The 4,202-nt window shown below is 43.9% G+C and carries 3 protein-coding genes and 4 tRNA genes; 6 read left to right on the forward strand and 1 reads right to left on the reverse strand.

The window, feature by feature from the left end:
* The first annotated feature begins 98 nt into the window (after nt 1-98).
* Both murB and birA read left to right on the forward strand, forming a co-directional pair.
* Entirely contained in the window at nt 99-1,127 is a 1,029-nt protein-coding gene (gene murB / locus M979_RS18700) for a UDP-N-acetylmuramate dehydrogenase (protein WP_064556016.1), read from the forward strand.
* On the forward strand, nt 1,124-2,086 hold the full coding sequence (birA, locus tag M979_RS18705; RefSeq protein WP_064556017.1) for a bifunctional biotin--[acetyl-CoA-carboxylase] ligase/biotin operon repressor BirA: 963 nt from the start codon (nt 1,124-1,126) through the stop codon (nt 2,084-2,086). Before murB ends, birA begins: the two co-directional genes overlap by 4 nt.
* Before the next feature lie 32 nt (nt 2,087-2,118).
* Here the strand turns inward: birA and coaA are convergent, their stop codons facing one another.
* Nucleotides 2,119-3,069 (reverse strand): type I pantothenate kinase, encoded by a 951-nt coding sequence (coaA, locus tag M979_RS18710; protein ID WP_034461796.1) that lies wholly within the window; start codon nt 3,067-3,069, stop codon nt 2,119-2,121.
* 575 nt (nt 3,070-3,644) lie between these two features.
* Here coaA and M979_RS18720 point away from each other — a divergent pair.
* The 4 genes from M979_RS18720 (at nt 3,645) to M979_RS18735 (ending at nt 4,090) form a co-directional block, all read left to right on the forward strand.
* Nucleotides 3,645-3,720 (forward strand) — tRNA-Thr (locus M979_RS18720).
* A gap of 10 nt (nt 3,721-3,730) precedes the next feature.
* A tRNA-Tyr gene (locus tag M979_RS18725) sits at nt 3,731-3,815 on the forward strand.
* Between the two features lie 119 nt (nt 3,816-3,934).
* Nucleotides 3,935-4,009, forward strand: a tRNA-Gly gene (locus M979_RS18730).
* Between the two features lie 5 nt (nt 4,010-4,014).
* A tRNA-Thr gene (locus M979_RS18735) sits at nt 4,015-4,090 on the forward strand.
* The last annotated feature ends 112 nt before the right edge of the window (nt 4,091-4,202 follow it).

The following is a 4,202-nucleotide window of genomic DNA, read 5'->3' on the forward strand; positions in this document are numbered from 1 at the left end:
GATTTACGTTATTAAGCCTGCGTATATCCCACCACACAAGCCAACTTCCAGCATATAAGGTAAACTAACCACGTTTAAACTCAGGAAAGATATCTACTATGAGCACTTCTCTTAAGCCCTTCAATACATTCGGTATTCAGGCTGACGCATCGCGTATTGTCATTGTTGAAACAGTCCAGCAGCTAAAAGATGCCTGGAGTGAGTCAGTGGCTGCAAAGATGCCTGTTTTGATCCTGGGTGAGGGGAGTAATGTTCTCTTTCTTGAAGACTATTCCGGTACCGCAATCATTAATCGTATTCCAGGTATCCAGGTTACAGAAGCGGATGATGCCTGGTATCTACATGTCGGGGCTGGTGAAAACTGGCACCACCTGGTGGAATATACCTTGCAACAAGGTATGCCGGGCCTGGAAAATCTGGCTTTGATACCTGGCTGCGCAGGATCTTCACCTATCCAGAATATCGGTGCGTACGGTGTTGAACTCAAAAGTGTTTGTCACTATGTTGATTGTGTCGATTTACTCAGCGGTGAGATGCATCGTCTGGATAATTCACAATGCCAGTTTGGCTATCGTGACAGTATTTTTAAGCATGAATATCAGGATCATTATGCAATTATTGCTGTTGGTCTACGATTGCCAAAATTATGGCGACCAGTGTTAACTTATGGTGATTTGACTCGTCTTGATGCTGCGAATGTCACTCCGCAGGAAGTTTTCAACGCAGTTTGCCACATGCGAACCACAAAACTTCCGGACCCACGTATTAACGGGAACGCAGGTAGTTTCTTTAAAAACCCAGTTCTTGCAGCTGAACAGGCGGAAAAGTTGCTGTCATCCTTCACTACTATTCCACATTATCCTCAGCCTGATGGTTCAGTAAAACTTGCTGCCGGGTGGCTTATCGATCAATGCCAATTGAAAGGTTTTCAAATCGGCGGGGCAGGTGTTCACAAACAGCAGGCCCTGGTATTGATAAACGAAGATGGTGCTTCTGGTCAGGATGTTGTGGAGCTTGCACATCATATACGTCAGTGTGTCGGTGGAAAATTTAATGTGTGGCTTGAACCAGAAGTCCGTTTTATCGGAGCATGTGGGGAAGTAAGTGCAGTGGAGACAATTGCATGAAAGATAATAAAATCCCTCTAACGCTGATTAGCATCCTGGCCGATGGTGAGTTTCACTCTGGCGAGCAGTTGGGTGAGCAACTGGGTATGAGCCGTGCAGCTATAAATAAACATATTCAGACATTAAGAGACTGGGGCGTTGATGTTTTTACCGTTCCAGGTAAAGGATATAGCCTCCCGGATCCTATCCAGTTGCTTAATGAAGAGCTGATAAAATCGCAAATTGAAACGGGATCAGTTGCAGTGTTACCTGTAATTGACTCTACTAACCAGTATTTGCTCGATCGTATTGAAACACTTCAGTCTGGAGATGCATGTATTGCTGAATATCAGCAGGCTGGTCGAGGACGTCGGGGTCGGCAATGGTTTTCACCTTTTGGGGCCAATCTTTACCTTTCTATGTTCTGGCGACTCGAGCAGGGCCCAGCAGCAGCCGTGGGCTTAAGCCTTGTCATCGGGATAGTGATGGCAGAAGTACTGAGTGGATTAGGTGCTGAAAATGTCCGAGTTAAATGGCCAAATGATCTTTATTTAAACGATCGCAAGCTTGCTGGCATTCTGGTTGAGTTAACTGGGAAAACAGGTGATGCAGCGCAGATTGTTATCGGTGCAGGTATCAATCTTGCCATGCGAAATGTGGCGACTAATGTGATTAATCAAAGTTGGATTAATCTTCAGGAAGCCGGAATTAATATAGATCGCAATGCATTAGCTATTAGAATAATAAAAGAATTGCGTAAAGCATTACACCTTTTTGAAGAAGAAGGGTTAATTCCTTTCTTACCTCGTTGGAAAACACTGGATAACTTTATTAATCGTCAGGTTAAATTGATTATTGGCGATAGAGAAATTTATGGTATTTCTCGGGGAATTAATGAACAAGGTGGTTTGTTATTAGAGCAAGATGGTGTTATTAAACCTTGGGTTGGTGGTGAAATATCGCTACGTGGGATTAATTGATATAAATGGGGGAGAAGAAGTCCCCCCATTTTTTATTTCCTAAGTCTTACACACTCGACTTCATGATTTGCACTTTTTGTCATGATCAAGCTTGCACGTTCGCGTGTGGGAAGTATGTTTTCTTTTAAATTCAACCAGTTGATCTCTTTCCAGAGTTGAAGTGCAACATTCACAGCTTCATTTTCTGAAAGCTTTGCATAACTATGGAAATAAGAGTCTGGATCGGTAAATGCACCTTCCCGGAACTTCAGGAAGCGAGTGATATACCAATCTTGCAGCAGATCTTCTGGCGCATCGACATAAATCGAAAAGTCGACAAAATCAGAAACAAATACATGATGTGGATCATGCGGATAATCCATGCCGCTTTGCAAAACATTTAATCCTTCGAGAATTAAAATATCAGGCTGAGCAACTGTTTTGTCACCATCAGGAATAACATCATAAATAAGGTGAGAGTAGACCGGAGCGGTCACATTAGGTGCCCCTGATTTAATATCAGAAACAAACTTCACCAAACGATGCATATCGTAGGATTGCGGGAATCCTTTTTTCTTCATCAGATTGCGTTCTTTCAACACTTTATTCGGATGAAGAAAACCGTCAGTAGTAATCAACTCAACGCGACGATGTTCAGGCCAGCGACTAAGCAAAGCTTGTAACACACGAGCAGTAGTACTTTTACCGACAGCAACACTCCCTGCAATACTAATGACGTAAGGAATACGCTGGCCATTAGTGCCCAGAAATTGCTCTAACACAGCCTGTCGGCGCAGGTTTGAACTGATATAAAAATTTAATAGACGTGAAAGTGGCAGATAAATTTCGGCCACTTCTTCTAACGAGAGGTCCTCATTGATGCCTTTCAACCGGGCGATTTCACCTTCGGTCAGCGTCATCGGTACAGAGTCACGCAAGGCTGCCCATTGGTTGCGGTTGAACTGCATATAAGGAGTCGTCAACATTTGCTCTTTATTACTCATAAGCATGCTTCTGCCTGTAATTCAGGACAAAAATGAACGTAGTACGCAGACTAAGAAAAAGAGACTCATCTCAGGTAATCAAAGGCGTGCAACGTATATTACTTTTCACAATGGGCAGGAGGGTAACACCAGATGGGTAAGAATAATAAGAAAAAAAAGCGGTGATTCTTTCAGAGGAAAGCATCACGTTGTGGCAAAGCCTTAATTCGTTACGCACCTTATAAATAGAATAAGTGTTTGCAGCTTACGATGTGGGGCTGAGATTGCAACTAAGTCAAAAGATGCCTAAAAGCGGTAGTAGAGGATAAAGCGATCATTTCAAAGTTAATGAAGTGAGAGCCGTGCCCGGCAGAACATTAAAAGAAGGCACTATGTGATGTATGCATGTAGTAGAAGAGCATACTGACACTATTTTGCATAATGCATCACTGTACTTGATGTACAAAATCGCTCCGAAATGCCGTTTAATTCATCATTTTTACGAGCTATCGCGCAAAATATAAGCGGTAGTGCATTTTCTTTAATTTTTTTGTTGCATCAAGGAGCCGGTCTTCCTAGAATGCGCGCTACTTGATGCCGACTTAGCTCAGTAGGTAGAGCAACTGACTTGTAATCAGTAGGTCACCAGTTCGATTCCGGTAGTCGGCACCATCAAGTGCTTGGTGGGGTTCCCGAGCGGCCAAAGGGAGCAGACTGTAAATCTGCCGTCATCGACTTCGAAGGTTCGAATCCTTCCCCCACCACCATTTTCAGGCCGCGCTATGCGTAGCCCGAGGCGACGAGATCCAACTAGTCGACTCGAATACTGAGGAGCCACTCCTCAGGTTCTATACAGAATTCAAGCAGGTAGCCGAGTTCCAGAGATGCGGGCATCGTATAATGGCTATTACCTCAGCCTTCCAAGCTGATGATGTGGGTTCGATTCCCACTGCCCGCTCCAGATGTGCTGATATAGCTCAGTTGGTAGAGCGCACCCTTGGTAAGGGTGAGGTCGGCAGTTCGAATCTGCCTATCAGCACCACCTCCTTTATCCTCCCTGTTTTTCTTCTGTTAATTAATTCAACAAATTCAGGCTATTGCCTGGTTGATGTGGTGATATCACCGATTTATCCGTGTCTTAGAGGGACAATCGA

Origin of the sequence: Buttiauxella noackiae ATCC 51607 (genome assembly GCF_001654865.1) — a bacterium.
GTDB lineage: Bacteria > Pseudomonadota > Gammaproteobacteria > Enterobacterales > Enterobacteriaceae > Buttiauxella > Buttiauxella noackiae.